This window comes from Xanthomonas fragariae (genome assembly GCF_017603965.1).
GTDB lineage: Bacteria > Pseudomonadota > Gammaproteobacteria > Xanthomonadales > Xanthomonadaceae > Xanthomonas > Xanthomonas fragariae_A.
Window position 1 is genome coordinate 2,418,061 of sequence record NZ_CP071955.1, and the last position, 23,339, is coordinate 2,441,399.

A 23,339-nucleotide genomic window follows, 5' to 3' on the forward strand; every position below is an offset into this window, starting at 1 on the left:
TCCGCATGCCTCTGCTTGACCGCTCCGTTTTTGTCCTTTTGCCACTGGTATTTGCGACTGCCTGCTCTGCCGCGCCACCGGCTAAACCCGGCCCGCCTGACGCGCCCGTCGCCGCCTGCACTGCAAAAGTGCGCCCTGGCCAGGATCTGCAAAAAGCCATCGACAAACTTCCGCAAAGCGACACGCCTGCGGTGTTGTGCCTGGAAAAAGGCGAATTTCCGTTGAGTGGATTGGTATCGATCCACCGCGGCAATCTTACGCTCCGCGGCAAGGGCCCGAGCACCGTGCTGCGCATGGCTGATGGCGTGCAACAACCGGCACTGGTGGTCGGCGACTACGAAAACCAGCAGCCGACCGGCGTGATCCGCAATGTCAGCATCGAAGACATGCAAATCGTTGCCAGCACCGGCGAAAAAGAGTTCATGCCCGAGCGCCCGTACCTGAGCAATAGCGCAGTGGTGGTGCGGTCGGGCCAGGGCATCCGGCTCGCCGGCCTGCAAGTCAACAAGTGCCGCAGCGCCTGCCTGCTGAGCGAATACGACACCAGCGAGATCACCGTCGAAAACAACGATGTGTCCGGCGCTATCTGGGACGGCGTGTCGTTCAACCGTACGGCCAAGGTCACCATGGCCAACAACTATATCCACGACAACGTAGCAGCAGGCCTGACCATCGAGCACCTGGAAGATAGCGAAATCCGCAACAACCGCTTCGAGCGCAACGGCAGCCAGGGCATCTATCTGTCGGATGCGCGGCGCAACCGCTTCAGCAACAACCAGTTCGACGGCAACAAGCTTGCCGGCGTGTTTTTGGCCTGCGCTATTCATCATCGCACGCCGGAAGTTCTGTGCTGGGACAACAGCATGAGCCAGGAAAATGTGTTCGAGAACAATCGTTTCTCCAACACGCCGTTCACCTACACCGTCGGTGTGGACCGAGCTGCAAACTGCACCGCGGCCGACTTCAAGCCGAACCTGTGGCGCAACAATCAGGCCGATGTGGCCGGCGTTGATATCGAGCCGCAGCGCTACGGCTATTGCGTACGCAGCGACTGATCGCCACAGCGGCCGGCAGTGCGTAATGCGTAAGCGCATGCCGGCCGCTGCAACTGCATCACCGTTACGACGCCAGCGCTTGTTCGTGCACGCCGGCAATCGCGCGGCCAGAGGGGTCGGCCATCGCCGCAAAGCTCGCGTCCCAGGCAATTGCCGTAGGCGACGAACACGCGATCGACTTGCCGCCCGGCACGGTTTCGGCAGCTGCCTGGCCAGGGAAAAACTGTTCGAACAGCGTGCGATAGAAATACGCTTCCTTGGTCTGCGGCGGATTGACCGGAAAGCGCTTGTCGGCCGCACCCAGTTCGCGGTCGCTCACATGCGAGGCGGCATGCGCCTTCAGCCCATCGATCCAGCCATAGCCCACACCATCGCTGAACTGCTCTTTCTGCCGCCATAGAATCGACTCGGGCAGATAACCGGAGAAGGCTTCGCGCAGCACGCCCTTTTCCATCCGCGAGGCGCCAGTACCGGTCTTGTCGATCATCTTGAAGCTGGCGTCCATGCGCATCGCCACATCCAGGAATTCGCGATCCAGGAACGGTACGCGCGGCTCCACGCCCCAGGCCATCATCGACTTGTTGGCGCGCAGGCAATCGTAGTTGTTGAGCGCGTCCAATTTGCGCACCAGTTCCTCGTGGAATTCGCGCGCGCTCGGGGCCTTGTGGAAGTATAGATAGCCGCCGAAGATTTCGTCGCTGCCTTCGCCGGACAGCACCATCTTCACGCCCATCGCCTTGATGCGTCGCGCCAGCAAGAACATCGGCGTGGACGCGCGAATGGTGGTGACGTCGTAGGTCTCGATATGGCGAATGACTTCAGGCAACGCATCCAGGCCTTCTTCGAAGGTGTATTCGAAGCCGTGGTGCACCGTGCCCAGTGCTGCGGCGGCCACTTCCGCAGCCGCCAAATCCGGTGATCCTTTCAAGCCGATCGCGAACGAATGCAACCGCGGCCACCATGCTTCGGTGGTGTCGTTTTCTTCGATGCGATGACGTGCGTAGCGCGCGGCCACTGCCGCGACCAACGACGAATCCAATCCACCGGACAGCAGCACGCCATACGGCACGTCGGTCATCAACTGACGATGCACCGCACGCTCGAACGCCTCGCGCAATTCCTGCAGTTGCACCTGCACGCCTTCCACTTCGGCGTATTCGCGCCAGGACCGCTCGTAGTAGCGGCTCAGCGCGCCGGTGGCGCTGTCGTACCAATGACCGGGCGGAAACTGCGCGGCATCGGCGCAATCGTCCACCAGCGATTTCAGTTCGGACGCCACACGCAAGCGGCCTTCGCGGTCGTGACCCCAGTACAACGGAACCACACCAATCGGATCACGTGCGATAATTACGCGCGCTGCGGCCTTGTCCCACAGCGCGAACGCGAAGATGCCGTTGAGGCGGTTGAGATACGAGGCTGGCGCGTCTTCGCGGTACAGCGCGTTGATCACCTCGCAATCGGAGCCGGTCTGGAATGCGTACGGGTGCAGCAATTCCTGTTTGAGGTCCCGATGGTTGTAGATCTCGCCATTTACAGCGAGCGCGAGGTTTCCATCTTCGGACAGCAACGGCTGCGAGCCGCCAGCCGGGTCGACGATGGCCAGGCGCTCATGCACCAGGATCGCACCGGTATCGACATACACGCCGCTCCAGTCCGGGCCGCGATGGCGCTGCCGCTGCGAACATTGCAGTGCCTGCCTGCGCAATGCCTGCAGATCGTCACCGGGTTGCAGGCCGAAAATACCGAAGATGGAACACATGGAAAAACTCCTGATGAACTGCGGGGGTTGGCGGCCGGCGAGATAGCGTGCTGCACGAGAATGACACCCATAAAAAAACCCGCATCGGCCGATGCGGGTTTTCTGATTGCTGGGCGTTTTAGTTTACTTCGCCTAGTCGCAGACCCGCATCGGCAGCGCACGATTATTCGCGCGCAGATCGTTGCGGTTGGCGACATTGAGGTCGGCGATGTGGATAAGCATGCAGCCGACGCTAACCGTTCGTTTTCAATAGCGCAACTGTTTCAGCGGCAACGACGGCGGAAAACAGGCAATCACGCGACCAGCAAGCGCTCGATCAACGTGCGATACAGCGCAGGCAGCGCTTTCAGATCGGCCACACGCACGTGCTCATCGACCTGATGGATGCTGGCGTTGACCGGGCCGACTTCGATGCACTGCGCACCTAGCGGCGCGATGAAGCGCGCATCCGAGGTGCCCCCGCCGGTGCTCTCTTCCGGTGGCGCGCCGGCGAATTGACCCAAGACCTCACGCGCGACGCTGCGCAAGCGCCCTTCCGGCGTGTAGAACGGCTCGCCGCTGCGATGCCAGCGCAGCGCATAGTCCAGTGCGTGGCGATCCAGCAATGCAGTGATTTCCGCTTCCAGCCGTGGCGCATCCCAGTGCGGGGTGTAGCGCAGATTGAAGGCCACCTGCAGCTCGCCCGGAATCACGTTGTTGGCACCGGTGCCCGCATGGATATTGGAAAGTTGCAGGCTGGTCGGCGGAAAACTTTCGAAGCCATCGTCCCACTGCCGCGCGACCAGCTCGGCCAGTGCCGGCGCTGCCAGATGGATCGGATTGCGCGCTTTGTGCGGATACGCCACATGCCCCTGTATGCCCTTCACCGTCAGCGTGCCGGACAGACTGCCGCGACGACCGACACGCAATAGGTCGCCCAATCGCTCGGTGGACGATGGCTCGCCGGTGATGCACCAATCGATCGTCTGCCCGCGCTCGCGAAACAACTCGGCAACGCGCCGCACGCCATCGATGGCATCGCCTTCTTCGTCGGAGGTCAGCAGCACCGCCAGCGTGCCGGTGTGCTCCGGGTGGGCGACGACGAACTGTTCGGCTGCGATGGCGAAGGCGGCCACGCTGCCTTTCATGTCGGCTGCGCCGCGCCCGTACAGCACGCCATCGCGAATCTGAGGGTCGAACGGATCGCTGGTCCATGCCTCGCGCGGCCCCGGCGGCACCACATCGGTATGCCCTAGCAATACCAACACAGGCGCACCGCTGCCATGCGTGGCCCACAGATTGTCGACCTCGCCCAGGCGTAGGTGTTCGTATGCGAATCCAGCCGCGCTCAGGCGCTGCGCAATCAGCGCCTGGCAGCCGGCATCGGCCGGCGTCACCGAGGCGCGCGCGATCAGGTCACACGCCAGATCCAGCACATCGCTCATGCAACATCACCACAATGGGGCCGCATCAGCGGCGTTGATTGAAGACCAAGCATGCAGTGATCCAAAGCATGCGTTGATCGCGGTTGCGATCGCGTTAGCCTTAGAGCGGCTAGTAAAACGACTGCGCTCACCGCCAGGCGGGCGCGGCCGGTGCTCGGAATCGGCATGTACCACGCCTACACTCCGGTTCCTGCGCGCCGTGAGCACCCACCTGACGACTGCTCGCTACGGTTTGTTAGCCGCTCTTAGCGCGACCTGATCGGCAATCATCCGTTTCTCATCGGCGCGGTTTACATCGCCGCACCAGCGATGACAGCCGCGGCGGTCAAGCTGCGCAGTGATGGCACTGCACTGCTCAGCCGATACCGAACAGCTTCTTGAAGCCATTATCGGAAAAGCCCTGAATCAATGCACCGTCGGCGGTGATGACCACCGGACGTCGGATCATCTGCGGGTATTCGCGCAACAGTAGCTTCCATTCGGCAGCGCTGGCTGCGGCCTTGCGGTTGTCCGGCAGCTGCCGCCAAGTGCTCGAGGATTTGTTGATCAACGCATCGAATCGGCCGACCTTGTCCGCCCATACAACCAGCGTCTCCGGCTCGGGCTTGTGCTCGCGGTAATCGACAAAGGCATAGGCAACACCGAAACGGTCCAGCCACTTGGTGGCTTTCTTGCAGGTATCGCAGTTTTTGAGTCCGTAAAGTGTGTTCATGAGCGCATCCAAGTTCGACCTTTGAAGCCTTCTTCCGTCGGGACAGGGGTTAAGGGTGAGGGTACGGGTGGAAGCCTCGTGTACCCACGACCGCCAGGTTTCCCACGCCTCTTCATCCGGCGCTGCGCGCCACCTTCCACAAGGGACAATGGAACTAACGGAGCGGTCGCAAACCTGCGTAGGAGGTTGAGCAGTTTTCTTGTTGACTTGCCTTCAATCCGCCAACCCACGCAGCAACTCATTCACGCTGGTCTTGCTACGCGTCTTGGCGTCCACCTGCTTGACGATCACCGCGCAATACAGCGAGTGCGAGCCATCATTCGACGGTAGCTGCCCGGACACCACCACGCTATACGGCGGCACATAACCATAGGAAATCTCGCCAGTGGCGCGATTGTAGATGCGCGTGCTCTGGCCGATGAACACGCCCATGCCGATCACGCTGTGATGGCCGACGACTACACCCTCAACCACTTCCGAACGCGCGCCGATAAAACAATGATCTTCAATGACGGTCGGGCTGGCCTGCAACGGTTCGAGCACGCCGCCGATGCCAGCGCCGCCTGACAGATGGCAGTGCTTGCCGATCTGCGCGCAAGAGCCCACGGTGGCCCAGGTGTCGACCATGGTGCCTTCGCCCACGTACGCACCGATGTTGGTGAAGCTCGGCATCAACACCACGTCCTTGCCGAAGTAACTGCCGCGACGGGCGACTGCGCCCGGCACCACACGCACACCGGCCTTGCGGAACTCGGCTTCGTGGAAGCCGGCAAAGCGTGATTCGACCTTATCCCAGAACGGCGCCGGCTGCGCGTCGATCACGGCCATCTCGTTGACGCGGAAATACAGCAGCACGGCCTTCTTCAACCACTCGTTGACGGTCCAGCCGCCCTGCCCGTCCGGCTCGGCGACGCGGAGCTCACCGCTCTCCAGGCCGTCGATGACGCGGGTGACGATGGCGCGGGTGGAGCCATCGATTTCGTCGATGGTCAAAGTGCCGCGACGTTCGAATGCACTTTCGATCCCGAACTTGAGTTCGTCATGGCCCACATGCGTTGCGGCGGTGTGCACGGCCTTTTCGGCGATCGGCAGTTTCTTCGCCGCTGCAGCCTTTTTGGCAGCCGGCGCGGCAACGACGCTGGTCGGCTGCTTGGCCACGCGCGGCGCAACGCCAGTCGCCGTCTTGGCGACGGTCTTCGTGGCAACGCGTTTGTTGCCGCTAGTTTTCTTCACAGCGGCCTTCTTACCGACAACCGCGACAGACTTAGCGGCATCGGCGACAGGCGCGTTGGTGGCCTTGCTGCTCGGCTTGGGCGCTGCGCTGGTGGTGGCTGCGCTCTGCTTGCGCGCTGTCTTCTTGCTAGTGGCCATGGGGGCTCCGGACGTATAGGTAGGGTCGAGGTTAAGTAGGGTCGAGGCAGGCGCACAGCGCATCGCGCAGGGCTTGCCGGGCGGATTCGGGCAACGGGCGATCATGCTCGTCGGTGATCTGGAACTGATCTTCCGCACGCTCGCCAAACGTGGCAATGCGCGCGTCGTGCACACGCAGGTGTTGCATGCGCAGCACATGCGCCACGTCAGCGAGCAGACCGGGGCGATCGGGCGCAACCAAGCTGATACGGGTACGGTGGCCGTCGGCGCTTTCGCTGAATTCCACGCGCGGCGCAAAACGGAAATGCCGTAACTGACGCGGCACTGCACGCCGCGACGGACGCACCTTTTGCAGATCGCCGGCGAGCACCTGACGCAACGCGGCGGCCAGACGCTGCGGGTCGCCATCGGCCGAGCTGTCCTGCGGCAGCACTTCGAACACGTCGAGAATCGCATCATGCGGCGCGTCCAGTACGCGGGCGCGGTGGATGCCGTACCCCCTGCGGTCGAGCGTGGCCACGATCGCGGAGAACAAGCCGTCGCGATCGAGCGAATACACGAACACTTCCAGTGCGTCGTTGTCCGGAACCGCGCGGCGCGCCTTGACCGTGGTCTGGCCGATCTGCACTTTGATCAGCGAGACCGCCTGCCACGCCAGTTGCTCGGGACGGAAGCGCAGGAAGTTTTCGTCCGGCATGCCCGCGAATTGACGATCGATGGTGGCATCGTCGTATCCCTGATTCTGCATCAGCGCGCGCGCCGATTCGCGTGCCTCGCGCAGGCGTTCCTCGCGCGGCGGTGGATGTTCAAGGCCTTCGCGCAGCGCGCGGCGCGCGGCGAAGTACAGATCGGCCAGCAGCCGGTCCTTCCACGCGTTCCACAATTTGGGGCTGGTACCGGCGATATCGGCGCAGGTCAGCAAATACAGATGATCCAGCCGTTCGCGCGTGCCGACCAAGGTGGCGAAGCGATGGATCACATCCGGGTCGGAGATATCCTGTTTTTGCGCAGTTACCGACATGCGCAGATGCTGCTCCACCAGCCAAGCCACCAGCGCGGTGTCGGCGTCGCTGAGCCGATGCGCCAGGCAGAACCCGCGCGCATCCACCGCACCCAGTTCGGAATGATCGCCGCCACGGCCTTTGGCGATGTCGTGAAACAGGCCGGCCAGCAGCAGCAATTCCGGTTTGCGCAAACGCGGCCAGACTTCGTGGGTGATCGAAAAACGTTCGTCGGCGCGGCCGGCGGCAAACAGCGAGATGTTCCGCAGCACCATCAGCGTGTGCTGGTCCACCGTGTAGACATGGAACAGGTCGAACTGCATACGCCCGGAGACACTGGCAAATGCCGGAATCCATTGGCCGAGCACGCCCAAGCGCGCCATGCGATTGAGCGTTTCCACTGCGCGTGGCCCGCGCAACAACGCCATGAACTGGTCGCGTGCAGGTGCATCGGCCACATCGTAGGCCGGCAACTCGCGCAGCACCTCGGCTAGCGCGCGCGCAGTCAGCGAATGCAGTCCACGCACGTCGCGGTGTGCGGCCCACTGTGCGAACAAGGCGAACACCTGCATGACATCGCCATTCGGCCACGTGTGCGCATCGGCAGCCAGATAGCCGCGGCGCAAGCTGAAACCCTCACTCAATGGCTCCGGCACCGCCTCGCCATCGAATTGTTCTTCGAAGCGCTGTAGCAGCCGGTCGCTGATGCGACGGATCAATGCAGCGCTGCAATAAAAGCGCTGCATCATTTTTTCGACGCCCAGGCTTTCCGGGGCGTCGGCAAAGCCCAGCCGCTCGGCCAGAGTCTTCTGGTAATCGAAACGCAGGCGTTCTTCCGGTCGGTTGGCGACGATGTGCAGGCCAAAACGCAGCCGCGCCAGTTGCTCGCGCTCGCGCAGCAGCGCGGCCGCTTCGTCGGAGCCGACATGTCCGAGCTCAACCAGCGCCTCCAGATCCTTGACGCCGAAGGCTCGCAACGCCATCCAGCCTAACGTCTGCAGATCGCGCAGACCGCCCGGGCCCTCCTTTATGTCCGGCTCCAGGTTGTCAGCGGTGTCGCCGAAGCGCTGATGGCGTGCCAGCAATTCTTCGCGCTTGGTCTGGAAGAATTCGCGCGGCGGCCACACCCGTTGCGGCGCGATCGCCGCCGCCAGTGCAGTGCTTGCGTCGTTTGCCGCAACCAGCGGGCGCGATTCGATCAACGCAGTGAGTACGGTCTGGTCGACGGCGGCGGCGGTGCACTGCGCCAGTGAGCGAACCGCATGGCTGATCGGCAGGCCCACATCCCACAACAGCGCAAACAAACGCGCCAAGGCCTGCTCGTGCTGCTGCTGCACGACGGTCTCACCCAACACCAGCACATCTACATCCGAGCGCGGAAATAACTCGCCATGCCCATAGCCACCGACCGCGTACAAAGACAACCCGCTGTCGGCCGGAATGCAACGTGTCCACGCATTACGCATCAATTGATCGACTGCACGCGCGCGCAGCGCGACCAGTCGCTCGATCGGCTCGCCCTGATCGAAGCGTTTGCAAAGCCGCGTGTCCGCTTGCACCAGCAGCGGACGGGCCTGCACGGACCATTCCGCGTCGCCAGCGACGCCCTGGTCGGCTCCGCACGCCGGCGTGGCCGTCATACCGGTGCGGGAGGGTTCGGCGACAGCGTCAGCACATCCACGCCGTGTTCGGTCACTGCGACCATGTGCTCCCACTGCGCGGACAACTTGCGATCCTTGGTGACCACGGTCCAGCCGTCGGGCAGGGTCTTATGGTGACAGGTGCCTTCGTTGATCATCGGCTCGATGGTGAAGGTCATGCCCGGCTTGAGCACCAGACCTTCGCCCGGACGGCCGTAATGCATCACCTGTGGCTCGTCGTGATAGACCTTGCCGATGCCGTGGCCGCAGTAGTCGCGCACCACGCTAAAGCGCTCGGCCTCGGCGAACCTCTGGATCGCGTGCCCTACATCGCCCAGCGTTGCGCCTGGCTCGACCGCACGGATGCCGCGCCACATCGCTTCATAGGTGGTGTCCACCAAGCGCTTGGCCATTACCGAGGGCGTGCCCACGTAATACATACGGCTAGTATCGCCATGCCAGCCGTCCTTGATGACAGTGACATCGATATTGACGATGTCGCCGTCTTTCAAGACCTTGGCTGCGCTCGGGATGCCGTGACAGATCACGTTATTGACCGAGGTACACACGCTCTTGGGAAAGCCGCGGTAGCCGACGTTGGCAGGAATGGCGCCCTGCACGTTGACGATGTGATCGTGGCAGATGCGGTCCAGCTCGGCCGTGGTCACGCCCACTTGAACATGCGGGGCCACGATGTCGAGCACCTCGGCGGCCAGACGACCGGCGACGCGCATCAGTTCGATTTCTTCTTTGGTTTTCAGATTGACGCTCATGGTCAGGATTATCGCCGATTCGGGCTGAATCTGAACGACCCACGTAGCCGCTTTTTTGCGTGACGGGCGATGACGGCGCAAGCAGACGGTGCAACAGGAAACCGGCGCCATCCCGTATTCATGCGTGACGCAGTGCGGGCAGCGTCAAGATCTCCATTAACGGGGTCATCCGAAAATTGTCGCAATTTTGAAAAAAGAACCAGCGTAAACAGCTACATAGCGTGTGAATTCGGCGTTATCTTCTGGCATGGCTGATGCATTCCAGAGAGGGCGACGAGCCGTCGCATCACCAATGACCAGACCGGTCTAAGGAAATGTCCATGCGTACTGCCCATCTCGTCCTGCTGTCCCTCAGCCTGTTCTCGACCATCAGTGTCGCGACCGCGGCAGATACCACCACCTTCAACGTCAAGATCGCCGTCACTAAGGCCTGCACCATCACCGCTGCGTCCGCCACGGACGTCGACTTCGGTTCGGTGCTCTCGACCTCGACCGCCAACGCCGACGCCAACGGTAGCGTGACCGCGCAGTGCACCGCGCTGACGCCCTACAACATCGCGCTTAGCGCAGGTAGCAATGCCAGCACCGCAAACGACGTCACCACCCGTCGCATGAAAAACGCAGACCCGCTAGTCACCACCAGCAACTTCATCGCCTACCAGCTCTACCAGGATCTGGCACGCAGCACGGTATGGGGCAGCACCAGCGGCACCAATACGCTGAGCCGCACCGCCACCGGCATCAACCAGGTCTTTCCGGTCTACGGTCGTGTGACCAACCCATCGGTCAACAATGCCGCAACCGGTAGCTATCAAGACACGATCACCGCCACAATCGTCTATTGAGCACGCGCATGACCATGCACCACCGCCTGCCGCTATGGCTGCCCGCGTGGGCGGTTCCGGTTGGACTGACCTTGGCGCTGGCGCTGAGCAGCGGCTGGACACTTCCCTCGGCGCGTGCGGCCAGCCTGCAACTGGCACCGACCTCGCTGACCTTGCACGCAGAGCAGTCCGCCGACGGGCTGTGGCTGAGCAACAGCGGCGGCGTGCCGGTGCAGGTGCAGACTCGCGCCTATCGCTGGACCCAGCGCGATGGACGGGACCAGCTCGCCCCCACACCGGAACTGCTGGTCAGCCCACCGATGCGCACCCTGGCCGCTGGCGAACGCCAGCTGATTCGCGTCATTCGCGCCGGACCTGCGCCAACCGGCCAGGAGGTCTGTTACCGCATCATCGTCGACGAACTTCCCAACGCCGATGCCGATCGCAAAGGCATGCAATTCGTGCTGCGCTACTCGGTGCCGATCTTCGTGCTGCCACCCGGCAAAGCCGATCCTGAGCCGACCTTGAACGCGCATGTGGTGGCCGGCAGCGACGGCAATGCGCAGATCCAGATCAGCAACACGGGCAGCGGGCATGCCCAGATCGCCGACCTGCAACATCGAGTCGATGGCACGGCCAAAACCGCATTGAACGGCCTGGTTGGCTATGTGCTGCCCGGTCAGACCATGCGCTGGTCATTGGGTGCACCGCTGGCGCAGTTCGGCCGCGGCACCATCATCGCAAGGATCAATGGTGAGGCGGACGAACGTACTTTGTTGGCAGTGCCCACAGCGCCGTGATGCGGCCCGGCTGGCGATGACGCTGCTCGCGACTGCTACTTGCCTGGGGAGCGCTGCTGCCGGCGATCTGGCCGATGTGGCGCCACTTCCCGATCAGACCGTGCAAGACGACACGCCGCAGTCACAAACGCTGTATCTCGACGTCACCTTGAATCAGGCAGACCGCGGTCTGGCGCCGTTCGAACTGGTCGACGGGCATCTGCATGGATCGGTCGAAACGCTACGCAAACTCGGCTTCATCCTGGCCGATCGCGCTGCTGGCGAGCTGGTCGATCTGGAACGTCTGCCCGATGTGGAAGTGCGTTACGACGCCGCGTTACAGCGGCTAGCGTTGCAAGTGCCGCTGGCGCAGCTGTCGCTATCCACCACGGTGTTGAAAACCGAAGAAGTCGCCCCGCCCAGCGCCACCGCATCGCCCGGCATCCTGCTCAATTACGACTTTTATGCCACGCGCAACACAGGTACCAGCAGCGTGTCGTTAGCCACCGAATTGCGCGGCTTCGGTATCGGTCGCGGCATGGTCGACACCACCGCTGTATTCCTGGCTTACGACCGCCCGCAGGACGAGCGCTGGCGTAGCGAAGCGGTGCGCCTGGACAGCGCCTGGGAGATGGATTTCCCAGACAGCGCAACCAGCCTCACCGTGGGCGATTTCTATAGCGGCTTTGTCGACTGGAGCCGTTCGATCCGCTTGGGCGGCGTGCAGATCGGCCGCAATTACGCCTTACAGCCGTATCGGGTTTTGACGCCGACGCCGAGCTTCCTGGGCGAAGCGGCAGTGCCTTCCACGGTGGAGCTGTACGTCGATGGCCTGCGCCAGTACAGCGGCCAAGTGCCGGCCGGGCCGTTCCAGTTGGCCGCGCAACCAGGCATCAGTGGCACCGGTCAAGCGCAGATCGTGGTGACCGATGCATTCGGCCGCGTGCGCCGGCTGGACTTTGCGTTCTACAGCACGCCGCAGTTGCTGGCGCGCGGCATTTCGGAATGGTCGGCCGGCATGGGCCATCTGCGCCGCGACTACGGGGTGCGCTCGTTTTCCTACGAATCGCGCGCGGTGGCCAGCGCCACCTTTCGCAAAGGCCTGCGCGAAGACGTCACCATCGAAGCGCATGCCGAGGCCGGCGGCGGCGTGGTCAATACCGGTGCGGGCGGGATCTGGTTGCTCGGCGTGGGCGGCGTTTTCAACCTCGCCTATGCACATAGCCGCATGGAAGATCTGCGCGGCGGTCAGTACGTGCTGGGCTATGCCTGGAACAACCGGCGTTTCAATTTCAACGTCGGCACTCAGCGCACCCACGGCGATTATCGCGACCTTGGCGCGCTGCAAGGCAGCCTGCCGGCACGCATCAGCGACCGCGCGGTGTTCGGCGTCAATGTCGAGCCGATCGGCTCGCTGGGGACCAGTTACGTGCGGCTGAGTTATCCGCAAGGCGACACCTCTCGCTACGCCAGCGTGTTCTGGTCGCGCGGTTTCGGGCGTAACTGGGCCGCCAACCTGTCCGGCAATCAGAACCTGGACCTGCGCAGCGATCGCAGCCTGTATCTGTCGCTTTCGACCACATTTGGCGGGTCGCGCCAGGCAAGTGCATCGATGCAGCGCAACGGCAACCGCACCGGATTTGTGGCAGACATCAGCCAGCCGCTGCCGGGCGATGGCGACCTCGGCGGTATCGGTTGGCGGCTGCAGGGACGTGCAGCCGACGATGCCGGCGGCGGGCTGGCCGAACTTGGCTGGTTGAACCGTGTCGGCCGCTACAACATCGGCGCCGCCAACCAGGGCGGCACGAATTTCGGCTATGCCAGCGCAAGCGGTAGCCTGGTGTGGATGAACGGTCGCGGCTTTGCAGCGCGCGATATTCAGGATGCCTTTGCGGTGGTATCCACCGACGGTCAGGCCGGTATCCCGGTGCGGCTGGAAAACCGCTTGATCGGTGTCACCGACGCGCGCGGCACCCTGCTGGTCACGCCATTGCAATCGTGGCAACGCAACCAGCTGTCCATCGACACCTTGAACCTGCCGGCAGATCTGCGCGTGGATCGCGTCGATACCGCAGTGACGCCGCGTCAGCAATCCGGCGTGGCGGTGCGCTTCGGCATCACTCGAGTGCGCGCCGCGGTCATCGTGCTGCACGATGCGCAAGGCGCGCCCCTGCCGGTCGGCAGCATGGTGCAGCGCGAGGGCGATGTCGAACGCGTGGTGGTCGGCTACGACGGCGAAACCTATCTGGACAATCTGCAGATCGACAACCGCATCTTTGTCGAGTTGCCCGATGGCCGCTGCAGCGCGCAGTTCACCTATCCCGCCAACCCAAACGGCATTCCACGCATCGGACCACTGCAGTGCATTGCCGAGCCTTCGCCATGAATGCGCACGCGCTCTGGCGCCTGTTGTTGAGCGTCACGATCGCCGCGTTGTGGCTGGTACCCAGCCAGCCCGCGCGGGCAGACACCAGCTGCAGCGTCACGCTTGGCACACCGTTGGCGTTCGGCAATGTAGCGGCCAATGGCACGACCGATGCGGTGGCAACGCTCAGCGTGTCTTGTTCGACCGTCGCGCTCAGTGTGCTGGGATACGCCCAAGTGAGCCTTTGCCTGGACCTTGGGCCAGGCAGCGCCAGCAACGGACTGTACGCTCCGCGCCGCATGCTCAACTCCACCAGCGACAGTCTGGATTTCCAGATCTACAGCGAGGCGACACGCACTCAGATCTGGGGAACCACTGGATCGACAATGCCCTCGCCGCGCACGCTGACGCTTTCGTACGCAGTTCCGGTGATCACTGGCGGCTCCCAGACAGCCAGTGTCGCGCTATACGGCCGCATTCCAGCCAACCAAATCCTGTCGGTCGGCAACCACACCAGCAGTTTCGGCGGTGCCGACACCGTGCTGCGCTACTCCTACAACGAGAGCATCATCGGCGCACCATCGCTACCGGCCAATTGCACGGCCGGCGGCAGCGGCGCCAAGACCGCCAGCAACGCGTTCCCGTTCACCGCCTCGGCCAATGTGCCGGCGCGCTGCAATACCTACGTCACCACCGATCTGGACTTCGGCAGCATTGCCGGCACCATCGCCACCGCAATCGATCGCACCGCTACCATCAGCCTGGCCTGCACCAACCGCACCGCATGGAACATCGGCCTGGACGATGGCAGCAACGCCAACGGCAGCGCCAGACGAATGCGCCACGCGACTAGTTCCAACTACATCACTTACGAGCTCTACAGCAACAGTGGCCGTAGCAGTCGCTGGGGGAATACGATCGGGGTCGACACCCTGGCCGGCACCGGCAACGGCGTTGCGCAGACGGTAACGGTCTATGGTCGCGCGCCGGCTTCCCAGCTGCCCATCGCGGGGGCCTACAACGACACGGTGACCGTATTCATCACTTACTGACAGTTAATAAAGTTCGCTCCGGAGACGTCGCTATTTGCTACGACTCTAATGCAATCGATTGCCTTTATGACACTGGTCACTTTTCTGAAACGCCTGACTCCGGTTGCCCTGGTCTGCACTACGTTCGTGGCCAGCGCGGCTGCCAGTCGCGGGCCGGAAAATTCCACTCTGCAAATCGGCTTGCGTCTGCTCAGCGCTTGCGAGTTGCGTACCTCGCCAGCGCGCGCCAGTTGCTCCACAGGCACGCCGATGACGATCGCCCAGCCGGCGGTTAGCAACGCCCTCTCCTTGGTCGCCGGCACCGGTCAAGACGCCAGCGCACTCTCCGGGCCTGCGCCCGCCGGCAGGGTGCGCTTTACCACGGTCGCGTTTTAAGCATGGCCGCGTCCCGTCTTGTTTGCGGTTGGCTGGCTTTGGTTCTGGCTCTGGCCGGCGCTGGCCCCGCTACCGCCGCCGAGATCGCCATTGCGCCAACCACCGCGTATATTCCTGCCGACAGCGACCAAGCGACCGTCTGGCTCCACAACCAGGCCGCGCTGCCATGGCGCGCCGAAGCCAAGCTCTATCGCTGGCGTCAGGACGGCGATCGCGAACTGCTCGAACCGGCCACCGACGCTACCGTCAGCCCGACCAATTTCGAGATCCCGTCGCAAGGCCGGCAGTTGCTACGGTTAATCCGCCTCGGCCCCAGCCCGACGCATGCCGAAGACAACTACCGATTGGTCGTGACCCAGCACGCGACCGGCGAGGAGACCGAACTGCTGCGTTATTCCATACCGTTGTTTGCGCTGCCGAGCCAGCCGGGTGAGCGGCACCCGGCACTGCAGGCCACGCTCTCCAGGCAGGGCCAGGGCAGCGACCGCGTCCTGCGCGTCCACAACGCCGGGCTCAGCCACGCGCGCTTGGCTGGCTTGGCCTATATCGCTGCCGACGGCACCCGCAGCAGCATCCGCGACGACCTGGCCGGCTACGTACTGCCCGGCCAGACCCGGCAGTGGGCGCTGCCCGCCAACCTTCCTGCAGGCAACGGCCGGTTTGTGGCGCGCGTCAATAGCGATGTCGAAACTACACTCGCGTTGGAGCCGCAAGCCTCCGACTGATTCCTGCCGGGGCGAAATACCGCAGATTGCACCGGCCTACCTTGACAGCTATACTATCCAAGTCGTTTTGCATGCCTCATACGCGTGCATAGCGTCGTTAACGTCGAACGTCATCGACGAATTCACACCTGCCGCCGCCATCCGTGCCGGGGTGCCCCGCATGGGGTTCGACACGGAGGCGACAGGGAAGCCCAACCCTGGAATTGTTCGCCTGCCCCCCTCGTAAGGGCCCGCCGTATGCGGATGCTCACTGGGACAAGCGCAGATTCCGATATATTAAGAGTTACTTCAATGCCCCAAGTCACTATGCGTCAGATGCTGGAAGCCGGCGTTCATTTCGGCCACCGAGCCCGTTACTGGCACCCCAAGATGGCGCCGTACATCTTCGGCGCGCGCGGCAATATCCACATCATCAACCTCGAGAAGACCGTTCCGCTCTTCAATGACGCGATGAACTACCTCTCCTCGATCGCGCAGAAGCGCGGCACCGTGCTGTTCCTGGGCACCAAGCGCAGCGCTCGCGAGTCCATCAAGGAAGAAGCCGAGCGTTGCGGCATGCCGTTCATGACCCAGCGCTGGTTGGGCGGCATGCTGACCAACTTCCGTACCGTCAAGCAATCGGTTGCCCGCCTGAAGGAACTCGAGTCGGCCGAGACCGATGGCACCTTCGACAAGCTGGTCAAGCACGAAGTGCTGGGCCTGCGCCGCGAGCGCGAGAAGCTGGACGCCTCGCTCGGCGGCGTTAAGGACATGAACCGTCTGCCCGACGCGATCTTCGTGATCGACATTGGCCATGAAGACATCGCCATCAAGGAAGCCAAAAAGCTCGGCATCCCGGTGATCGCTGTAGTCGACACCAACTACGATCCGACCCTGGTCGACTATGCCATTCCGGGTAACGACGACGCCATCCGCGCCGTGCAGCTGTACGCACGCGCCGCTGCCGACGCGGTGCTGGAAGGCAAGGCTGCTGCGCCGAACTCGGCTTCGGTGCGCGAAGAAGAGTTCTCGGCTGAATCCGCCGACGAAGGCAAGGGCCGTCGCGCCCCGGCCAAGAAGGCCGAGAAGAAGTCAGACGCTTCGGCTGCCGCTGCCCCCACTGCCGAGTAAATCGGCATGCAATGCGGCCGCACCATGCTGGGCGGCCGCAGCCTCGACGGGTCCATCGCGGCCCTTGGTTGAGGCCACCGAAGACATCTACGGGGGCGGCCAGCATGTCTGCACCGTCTCCTACTGGCGGATCACTCCGCCGCACGCATTCGTTTATATGAGGTTATTCCATGGAAATCACTGCTTCCCTGGTCAAGGAACTGCGCGAGCGCACCGGCGCCGGCATGATGGAGTGCAAGAAGGCACTCCTCGAAAACGCAGGCGACATCGACGCCGCTGCCGAATGGCTGCGCAAGTCGGGTCTGGCCAAGGCTGACAAGAAGGCCGACCGTGTGGCCGCCGAAGGTCGCATCGCCACCGCACAGATCGGCGGCAAGGCAGTGCTGGTCGAAGTCAACTCCGAGACCGACTTTGTTGCCAAGGACGAGAATTTCCTGGCCTTCACCGTGACCGTGGCCAGCGCTGCGCTGAACTCGGACGCAACCGATGCCGAAGCGCTGAAGAGCATCAAGCTGGACAGCGGCGAGACTATAGAAGAGCGCCGCGCTGCGGTCATCGCCAAGGTCGGCGAGAACCTGCAGGTGCGTCGTTTGGTGCGTATCGACAGCGCCAACAACGTCGCTGCCTACGTGCACGGCGGCCGTATCGGTGTGCTGGTCGAACTGAAGGGTGGCGACATCGAGCTGGCGCGCGGCATCGCCATGCACATCGCTGCGATGAATCCGCCGCACATCAAGGCCTCCGACGTTCCGGCCGAGTTCGTTGCCAAGGAAAAGGAAATCGAACTGGCCAAGATGTCCGAGAAGGACAAGTCCAAGCCGACCGAGATTCTGGAAAAGATCATCAGCGGCAAGATCAGCAAGATCGTCAACGAAGTGACGCTTTACGGTCAGCCGTATGTGCTCAACACCGACCAGACCGTCGGGCAGGCCGTCAAAGCGGCAGGTGCCGAGGTGGTCTTTTTCCAGCGCCTGGCCGTTGGCGAAGGCATCGAGAAGGTGGTGGAAGACTACGCCGCCGAAGTGATGAAGCAGGCCGGACTGGCCTGATTTTTTCAGGCGATGACGAAAAAAGCCGCGGCTCGCCGCGGCTTTTTTCGTTGTGCGCATCGCACTGTAGCCAGATAGCGCAGGTCGTGCTGGAGCTGGACGCCGAACGTTTCGAAAAAGGTGATCGAACGCATCGCCGAATCGCTGCCCGAACTGGAAGCCTTGTTCGACATCCGCGTGCCACAACCCGAGCACATCCAGATGATCTTCGAGCAGGCACGTGAACTGGCGATGCTGCATCGCCTGCGCCAATTGCAGGAAGTGACCGAAGCGCGCCGGCATGCCGACGAATCGGGAAACCGCATGCGTCATCTGGCCGAACAGGCCAACCGCGACGCATCGACCGGTGTGTTCAATCGGCACCAGCTTGGCACACCGCGCTTGCGCACGAGTTCGAACTGGCATCGCGGCAGAATTGGCTGCTGTCGTTGGCTGCTGTCGATCGCCTTTATCGACCTGGATGACTTCAAACGCGTCAACGATGCGCATGGCCATCCGGTCGGCGACGCGGTGTGCGCAATTTTGCGCAGACGCTGCAGCCCATGGTGCGCACCAGCGATCTGGTGACACGCTACGGCTGCCAAGACTTCCTGGTGATCCTGGTCAACACCGCAGCCGAAGCGGCGTTGATGGTGATCGAGCGCATCCTGCCCGGACCGCCAGTTTGAGAGCATCGAGGATCTGTTGCATGCGGTCGACAGCACGCTGTGTCGCTCCAAGCGTCGCGGCCACAACCGTGTCACCGCCCTACGATGCGACCGATATACCGACACCGCCCACCCCGCGCGCGCACTGAGCAACACGTCACGCCGCTGCCGACGAAGGAATTTTTACCACGTCCGATGACAAGCTTCCGATAGAATTACCGGCATTTGCCGATCCCCTACCCCGAGGTTTCCCCTATGTCTGAACTTCCCTATCGCCGCATTCTTCTCAAACTTTCCGGGGAGGCGCTGATGGGAGACGGGGATTACGGCATCGATCCCAAAGTCATCAATCGCCTCGCCCAGGAAGTGATCGAAGCGCAGCAAGCCGGCGCACAGGTCGCTTTGGTGATCGGCGGCGGCAACATCTTCCGCGGCGCCGGCCTGGCCGCCAGCGGCATGGACCGCGTCACCGGCGACCACATGGGCATGCTGGCTACGGTGATCAACGCGCTGGCGATGCAGGACGCGCTGGAAAAGCTCGGAGCCAAAGTGCGCGTGATGAGCGCGATCAAGATCAACGACGTCTGCGAAGACTTCATCCGTCGTCGTGCGATCCGTCATCTGGAAAAGGGCCGCATCGCGATCTTCGCCGCCGGCACAGGCAACCCATTCTTCACCACCGACTCGGGCGCCGCCCTGCGCGCGATCGAGATCGGCGCCGACCTGCTGCTCAAGGCAACCAAGGTCGACGGCGTGTACGACAAGGACCCGAAGAAGCACACCGATGCAGTGCGTTACGACAGACTGACCTACGATCAGGTCATCATGCAGGGCCTGGAAGTGATGGACACGGCCGCATTCGCATTGGCGCGCGACAGCGACCTGCCGCTGCGCATCTTCGGCATGAGCGAGCCGGGCGTGCTGCTGCGCATCTTGCATGGCGAACAGATCGGTACCCTGGTCCAGGGCCGCAGCTGAGGCCGGGAATCGGGATTGGGGAATCACAAAAGCGCAGCCCCAGGGACTGCGCTGAAACCCAAAGAACCTTTGAACAACTCACGACGTGGCAAGCGAGCTTAGAACTTTGCTCAAATGCGACGATCGTCCACGCTGAAAATCAAGCAATTACGCAGAGCGGCGATTGCCTCAGTTGTTGATTTGAAGCTCATGGGAGCGTTGTTCAGAGCTTGCCTAACTGACAGCGGCACCGGGTGTGAAGCGCGGCGCCACAATTGAACCGGCTGCGCAGGACCCTGACGGCCTGCGAGTCGGGAAACCTCAGTCCCGGCTATAATCCCCGCACTTAGCTCCACACGGATTTCGGCGATGCTCAACCAGATCAAAAAAGACGCGCAGACGCGCATGACCAAGAGCATCGATGCTCTACGTCATTCACTGACCACCGTGCGTACCGGGCGCGCCTCGCCGGCGTTGCTGGACGGCATCAAGGTCAAGGCATATGGCACCGACACTCCGCTCAATCAGGTTGCCAGCATCAGCGTGTCCGAAGGACGCTCGCTGGTGATCGGCCTGTTCGACAAGAGCATGATCAAGGACGTCGAGAAAGCGATTTACGCCTCGGATCTAGGCCTGACCCCAACCGTGGTAGGCACCGTGATCCGTCTGAACCTTCCGCCGTTGACCGAGGAGCGCCGCAAGGAGCTCAGCAAGGTCGTGCATGGCGAAGGCGAAGACAGCAAGGTGGCCATCCGCAATATCCGTCGCGATGCCAACCAGCAGGTCAAGGATCTGCTCAAGGACAAGAAGGTCACCGAAGACGAGGCACGCAGCTCGGAAGACGAGATCCAGAAGCTGACCGATAAGGCCATCAAAGACGTGGATGAGGTCGTCAAGGACAAGGAACAGGAATTGATGACGGTCTGATCGTGGCATCTTCTGCCATGCATCCAGCACCTTCCGCCACCGCTGTGCCGCGCCACATCGCCATCATCATGGATGGCAATGGGCGTTGGGCGCAGCTTCGGCGGCGTCCCCGCGTGATCGGTCATCGCGCGGGCGCGCGGGCGGTCAATCGCACCATCGATTTCTGCCTGGAAAAAGGCGTCTCGGCACTGACGCTGTTCGCGTTCTCCAGTGAAAACTGGGGCCGCCCGCAGGACGAAATCGACGCGCTGATGAAGCTGTTTCTGCATGCGCTCGACCGCGAGGTCGAAGAACTGCAGCGACGTGGCGTGCAAGTGCGCTTTATCGGCGACCGCAGTCGCTTCGCGGCGCAATTGCGCGACCGCATGGCCGGTGCCGAACGCATGACCGCGGCCAATTCGCGCCTGATACTGAGCATCGCCGCCAGCTACGGCGGCCGCCAGGACATTACGATGGCCGCACGCGCACTGGCCGAGGACGTGGCCGCCGGTCGCCTGCAGCCGCAACAGATCAACGAAGCCCTGCTTTCCAGACGTGTCGCACTGGCCGATCTGCCGGCGCCGGATCTGTTTATCCGAAGCGGTGGCGACACCCGCATCAGCAATTTCCTGCTCTGGCAGCTCGCCTACACCGAGCTGTGGTTCACCGAAACCTTGTGGCCGGACTTCGATGCCGGCGTGCTGCAGCAGGCGCTGGATGACTACGCCGGGCGCGAGCGTCGCTTCGGCCTGACCAGCGACCAGATCGCCGACAAGGCGACGGAGACCTCCTCCGCATGACCAAGACCCGCGTGATTGCCGCGCTGATCATGGCGCCGCTCGCAATTTGCGCGATCGTGCTGTTGCCCACGCAGTGGCTGGCGGCGCTGGCGGCGATCCTGTTCCTGACCGGACTGTGGGAGTGGCTCAAGCTCTCTGGCATCGACGACAGCCTGCCGCGCACCGTGCTGCTGGTACTCAATTTGCTGCTGATGGTGCTGATGGTGTGGGCGTCGGCCGGCTCCATGGTGCTGTTCGAGATTGCCGCGCTGATAGGCGTGGCGTGGTGGTTGGTGGCACTGCTTTGGCTGCGCTTTTTCACCTTTGGTGCCGGCAACGGCCAGGCGCGCGCGCTCAAGCTGGCCGCAGGCACGTTGGCGTTGCTGCCAGCATGGGCCGCACTGGTACTGCTGCATGCCAATCCGGACAAGGGCAACCTGTGGCTGCTGACCGCGCTGACCATGGTATGGGCGGCCGACTCAGCCGCATACTTCGCCGGTCGCGCCTTCGGCAAGCACAAGCTGGCGCAGCGGATCAGCCCCAACAAAACCATCGAAGGCCTGCTCGGCGGGATGCTCGCCGGTATCGCGGTCGCCTGCGCATTCGGCTGGCTGGCCGGGCTGACCCTGGAGCATGTGCCGCAGCTGATGCTGGTCTCCGCAGTCGCGGTGCTGGCCTCTGTACTGGGCGATCTGTTCGAGAGTCTGCTCAAGCGCCAGGCGGGCGCCAAGGACTCGGGCACGGTGATTCCGGGCCACGGCGGCGTGCTGGATCGGATCGATGGCGTGCTCGCCGCCCTGCCGGTGTTCGCACTCGGCAAGGAAATTCTGGGGTTCTAGGCATGGCTGGCTCCTCTCCCCGTCAGGTCGCCGTGTTCGGCGCGACCGGCTCGATCGGTGCGTCGGCACTGGACGTGATCGCGCGCCACCCGGAGCGATTGCGCGCCAGCGTGTTGTCGGCAGGCAGCAAGATCGATGAGCTGCTGGCGCTGTGCGCCATGCATCGGCCGACGCATGCGGTGATCGCGGACGACTCCTTGTACCCGGCGTTGCGCGATGGGTTGCGTGCGCGGGGCTTGGAGACCCAGGCGCATGCCGGTTCCGAAGCGTTGGACGCGCTGGCCGGCAGCGATGCCTGCGACACTGTGGTAGCTGCCATTGTCGGCGCGACCGGGCTACCCTCCACCCTGGCCGCTGCCCGCGCCGGCAAACGGCTGTTGCTGGCCAACAAGGAATCGTTGGTGCTGGCCGGCGAGCTGCTGACCCGCACCGCAGCCGCCGCTGGCGCGGAAATCATTCCGATCGACAGCGAGCACAGCGCCATCTTTCAGTGTCTGCGCTCCTGCGACGCAAGCGGCGGCGTGCGTCGGGTGATCCTGACCGCGTCCGGCGGCCCGTTCCGTGGCTGGGACCGCGCCGCACTGGCGGCGGTTACGCCCGCACAAGCCGTCGCGCATCCCAAATGGTCGATGGGCCCGAAGATTTCGGTGGATTCGGCGACCTTGATGAATAAAGGTCTGGAAGTCATCGAAGCGCATCACCTGTTTGGCCTTCCCGGCGCGCAGATCGATGTGCTGGTGCATCCGCAAAGTCTGGTGCATTCGCTGGTCGAGTTCGTCGACGGCTCCACCCTTGCCCAGCTCGGCCTGCCGGACATGCGCACCACCTTGGCGGTCGGTCTGGCATGGCCGGAGCGAGTCGAATCCGGGGTCGCCGGGCTGGACCTGTTGAGCCAGGGCCGGCTGGATTTCGAAGCTCCAGACACTGCCGCATTCCCCTGTCTGCGCTTGGCCTGGGACACATTGCGGGCCGGTGGAACCGCGCCTGCTATCCTGAACGCGGCCAACGAAGTAGCTGTTTCAGCGTTTCTTCAGGGCCAAGTGGGTTTTCTAGCGATCCATGCGTTAGTCGAACACACGCTGACAACGCTTCCGCGAAACAATGCCGACACCCTCGAAACCCTACTTTTTGCTGACGCGCAAGCGCGGCAAATCACTGAACGCGCCCTCGCCCACCACGCCCTTCATGCCTGATCGA

20 protein-coding genes, 1 other RNA gene and 1 pseudogene are annotated in these 23,339 nt (G+C 63.0%); 16 read left to right on the forward strand and 6 right to left on the reverse strand.

Translation table 11 applies throughout. The features are described from left to right. The first annotated feature begins 5 nt into the window (after positions 1–5). A complete protein-coding gene (gene hpaM, locus J5I97_RS11430; protein WP_208586621.1) occupies positions 6–1,055 on the forward strand; it encodes a type III secretion-associated outer membrane-bound protein HpaM in 1,050 nt (349 codons plus the stop codon). A 64-nt stretch (positions 1,056–1,119) separates the two neighbouring features. On the opposite strand, the gene asnB is transcribed toward hpaM, so the two are convergent. Then, a complete protein-coding gene (asnB, locus tag J5I97_RS11435; protein ID WP_208586622.1) occupies positions 1,120–2,814 on the reverse strand; it encodes an asparagine synthase B in 1,695 nt (564 codons plus the stop codon). Between the two features lie 293 nt (positions 2,815–3,107). Further along, entirely contained in the window at positions 3,108–4,238 is a 1,131-nt protein-coding gene (dapE, locus tag J5I97_RS11440; protein ID WP_208586623.1) for a succinyl-diaminopimelate desuccinylase, read from the reverse strand. Between the two features lie 165 nt (positions 4,239–4,403). On the opposite strand from dapE, the gene J5I97_RS11445 reads away from it, so the two are divergent. Beyond that, positions 4,404–4,479: non-coding RNA, sX9 sRNA (locus tag J5I97_RS11445), on the forward strand. A gap of 114 nt (positions 4,480–4,593) precedes the next feature. Here J5I97_RS11445 and J5I97_RS11450 read toward each other — a convergent pair. The 4 genes from J5I97_RS11450 to map all read right to left on the reverse strand — a co-directional run bounded on the left by J5I97_RS11450 (position 4,594) and on the right by map (position 9,735). Next, a complete protein-coding gene (locus J5I97_RS11450; protein WP_208586624.1) occupies positions 4,594–4,950 on the reverse strand; it encodes an arsenate reductase in 357 nt (118 codons plus the stop codon). A 213-nt stretch (positions 4,951–5,163) separates the two neighbouring features. Next, a complete protein-coding gene (gene dapD / locus J5I97_RS11455) occupies positions 5,164–6,321 on the reverse strand; it encodes a 2,3,4,5-tetrahydropyridine-2,6-dicarboxylate N-succinyltransferase (RefSeq protein ID WP_208586625.1) in 1,158 nt (385 codons plus the stop codon). Between the two features lie 31 nt (positions 6,322–6,352). Further along, positions 6,353–8,962 carry a [protein-PII] uridylyltransferase gene (locus J5I97_RS11460; RefSeq protein ID WP_208586626.1) on the reverse strand — a complete coding sequence of 870 codons (2,610 nt, stop codon included), beginning with the start codon at positions 8,960–8,962 and terminating at the stop codon, positions 6,353–6,355. Beyond that, the gene (gene map / locus J5I97_RS11465) at positions 8,959–9,735 is read right to left on the reverse strand and encodes a type I methionyl aminopeptidase (RefSeq protein ID WP_208586627.1); all 777 of its coding nucleotides are present in this window, start codon (positions 9,733–9,735) and stop codon (positions 8,959–8,961) included. Before map ends, J5I97_RS11460 begins: the two co-directional genes overlap by 4 nt. A 320-nt stretch (positions 9,736–10,055) precedes the next feature. Between map and J5I97_RS11470 the strand changes: the two genes are divergently transcribed. The 14 genes and pseudogenes from J5I97_RS11470 (at position 10,056) to J5I97_RS11535 (ending at position 23,335) form a co-directional block, all read left to right on the forward strand. Next, the gene (locus J5I97_RS11470; RefSeq protein WP_208586628.1) at positions 10,056–10,580 is read left to right on the forward strand and encodes a Csu type fimbrial protein; all 525 of its coding nucleotides are present in this window, start codon (positions 10,056–10,058) and stop codon (positions 10,578–10,580) included. An 8-nt stretch (positions 10,581–10,588) separates the two neighbouring features. After that, on the forward strand, positions 10,589–11,359 hold the full coding sequence (locus tag J5I97_RS11475) for a fimbrial biogenesis chaperone (protein ID WP_208586630.1): 771 nt from the start codon (positions 10,589–10,591) through the stop codon (positions 11,357–11,359). 16 nt (positions 11,360–11,375) lie between these two features. Beyond that, on the forward strand, positions 11,376–13,724 hold the full coding sequence (locus tag J5I97_RS11480) for a fimbria/pilus outer membrane usher protein (RefSeq protein WP_208586631.1): 2,349 nt from the start codon (positions 11,376–11,378) through the stop codon (positions 13,722–13,724). Then, a complete protein-coding gene (locus tag J5I97_RS11485; RefSeq protein ID WP_208586632.1) occupies positions 13,721–14,755 on the forward strand; it encodes a Csu type fimbrial protein in 1,035 nt (344 codons plus the stop codon). The genes J5I97_RS11480 and J5I97_RS11485 overlap by 4 nt, the downstream gene beginning before the upstream one ends. A gap of 48 nt (positions 14,756–14,803) precedes the next feature. Next, positions 14,804–15,130: a hypothetical protein gene (locus J5I97_RS11490; RefSeq protein WP_208586634.1), complete on the forward strand. Its 327-nt coding sequence runs from the start codon at positions 14,804–14,806 to the stop codon at positions 15,128–15,130. A gap of 2 nt (positions 15,131–15,132) precedes the next feature. After that, a complete protein-coding gene (locus J5I97_RS11495) occupies positions 15,133–15,855 on the forward strand; it encodes a fimbrial biogenesis chaperone (protein WP_208586636.1) in 723 nt (240 codons plus the stop codon). 291 nt (positions 15,856–16,146) lie between these two features. Beyond that, a complete protein-coding gene (rpsB, locus tag J5I97_RS11500; RefSeq protein WP_208586638.1) occupies positions 16,147–16,965 on the forward strand; it encodes a 30S ribosomal protein S2 in 819 nt (272 codons plus the stop codon). Between the two features lie 170 nt (positions 16,966–17,135). Beyond that, complete coding sequence (gene tsf / locus J5I97_RS11505; RefSeq protein WP_208586640.1) at positions 17,136–18,014, forward strand: translation elongation factor Ts; 879 nt, start codon at positions 17,136–17,138, stop codon at positions 18,012–18,014. 303 nt (positions 18,015–18,317) lie between these two features. Next, a pseudogene (locus J5I97_RS19995) lies at positions 18,318–18,682 on the forward strand (GGDEF domain-containing protein). A 234-nt stretch (positions 18,683–18,916) separates the two neighbouring features. Next, positions 18,917–19,639: a UMP kinase gene (gene pyrH / locus J5I97_RS11515; RefSeq protein WP_208586642.1), complete on the forward strand. Its 723-nt coding sequence runs from the start codon at positions 18,917–18,919 to the stop codon at positions 19,637–19,639. 348 nt (positions 19,640–19,987) lie between these two features. After that, positions 19,988–20,545 (forward strand): ribosome recycling factor, encoded by a 558-nt coding sequence (gene frr, locus J5I97_RS11520; RefSeq protein WP_208586643.1) that lies wholly within the window; start codon positions 19,988–19,990, stop codon positions 20,543–20,545. A gap of 17 nt (positions 20,546–20,562) precedes the next feature. Beyond that, positions 20,563–21,324 carry a polyprenyl diphosphate synthase gene (gene uppS / locus J5I97_RS11525; RefSeq protein WP_208586645.1) on the forward strand — a complete coding sequence of 254 codons (762 nt, stop codon included), beginning with the start codon at positions 20,563–20,565 and terminating at the stop codon, positions 21,322–21,324. After that, on the forward strand, positions 21,321–22,142 hold the full coding sequence (locus J5I97_RS11530) for a phosphatidate cytidylyltransferase (RefSeq protein WP_208586647.1): 822 nt from the start codon (positions 21,321–21,323) through the stop codon (positions 22,140–22,142). Before uppS ends, J5I97_RS11530 begins: the two co-directional genes overlap by 4 nt. A 2-nt stretch (positions 22,143–22,144) precedes the next feature. Beyond that, complete coding sequence (locus J5I97_RS11535) at positions 22,145–23,335, forward strand: 1-deoxy-D-xylulose-5-phosphate reductoisomerase (protein WP_208586649.1); 1,191 nt, start codon at positions 22,145–22,147, stop codon at positions 23,333–23,335. Positions 23,336–23,339 lie beyond the last annotated feature (4 nt).